Consider the following 1,437-nt stretch of genomic DNA (forward strand, 5'->3'; position numbering starts at 1 on the left):
GAACTGCACCCCAATTGTTGGACATATTCAACAGTTGGAGGTGCAGTTTTTCTATGGCTAAATTTACAGTAGAAGATAAATTAGAAGCGATACACCGATATTTAAACGGTAACGAAAGTTTTGCCTGCATTGCCTCATCAATGGGTACAGTTAAATCTGAGGTGATTAAATGGGTACAGCTTTACCAGCATCATGGTACAGAAGCGTTTACGAAACCCTATACAGCTTACTCGGTTCAGTTTAAACTAGACGTACTCAATTATATGAATGAACAAGGGACGTCTATCAGGGAAACAGCTGCACGCTTTAATATCTCATCGCATTCATCGCTCAATCGATGGAAAAAGCAGGTGGAACTGCAGGGAGTAGATGCCCTTGAATCAAAGAAAAAGGGGCGTCCAGCCATGAAGAAGCAAAACAAGAAGGGAACACATGCTGAAGGATCGGTCGAGGCGCTACAGGTAGAATTAGAGCGTCTGCGCATGGAGAATGCTTACTTAAAAAAGTTGAATGCCTTAGTTCAAAGCAAGGAAAAATCACCAAGCAAGACAAAGCGCAAGTAGTATTTGAACTAAGGACTGAATTTCCTGTAAAGGCGCTACTTACACTGGCTGGCATTCCACGAAGTACGTATTATTACTATGTAAAAACGAACAATCGTCCAGACAAGCACTCTGAATTAAAAACATGGATTCAAACGATTTACCATGAACATAAAGGACGATACGGATACCGTCGAATTACGGATGAGCTCAAAAATATGGGTCATCTGGTGAATCATAAAAAAGTTCAGCGATTAATGAAAGAGTTAGGCTTAAAAAGCATGGTTCGCCTGAAAAAATATCGCTCCTACAAAGGGAAAGTCGGAAAGACGGCACCGAATATTTTGGACCGCAACTTCCAGGCAGAGAAGCCAAATCAAAAATGGGTCACCGATATTACGGAGTTTCAATTATTTGGTGAAAAGCTTTATTTATCGCCAATGTTAGATTTATTTAATGGAGAAATTGTCACCTATACGATTGATTCGAGACCAAGGTATCCCCTCGTTTCTAAGATGTTGGAACAAGCCTTTACACGACTAACTGAGGAAGACAAGCTGCTTATTCACTCAGATCAAGGCTGGCATTATCAAATGAGCAAGTATCAACATGCATTACAAGAAAAGAACATCACGCAGAGTATGTCACGGAAAGGAAACTGTTATGACAATGCTGTCATGGAGAACTTCTTTGGTATCCTGAAATCGGAATTTTTATATATGCAAGAGTTTGAAAGCATTGAGCATTTTAAACAAGAGTTGGCAAAATACATCGACTACTATAACAACAAACGAATCAAGGCAAAATTAAAAGGCTTGAGTCCAGTGCAATACCGAACTCAAACCTTACTTGCTGCTTAACTAAAATTACTGTCTAACTTTTTGGGGTCACTTCA

The 1,437-nt window shown here is 39.7% G+C and carries 1 protein-coding gene; it reads left to right on the forward strand.

Features of this window, described 5'->3' with window-relative positions; all coding sequences use genetic code 11:
- The first annotated feature begins 53 nt into the window (after positions 1–53).
- Positions 54–1,402 (forward strand): IS3 family transposase gene (locus EDM55_RS29820; protein ID WP_122962128.1). Its coding sequence is split into 2 segments (ribosomal slippage): positions 54–498 and positions 498–1,402, totalling 1,350 coding nucleotides; the frame shifts between segments, so codons are not numbered across the junction.
- Positions 1,403–1,437 lie beyond the last annotated feature (35 nt).

It is taken from the genome of Brevibacillus centrosporus (assembly GCF_003710815.1).
Taxonomy (GTDB): Bacteria; Bacillota; Bacilli; order Brevibacillales; family Brevibacillaceae; genus Brevibacillus; species Brevibacillus centrosporus.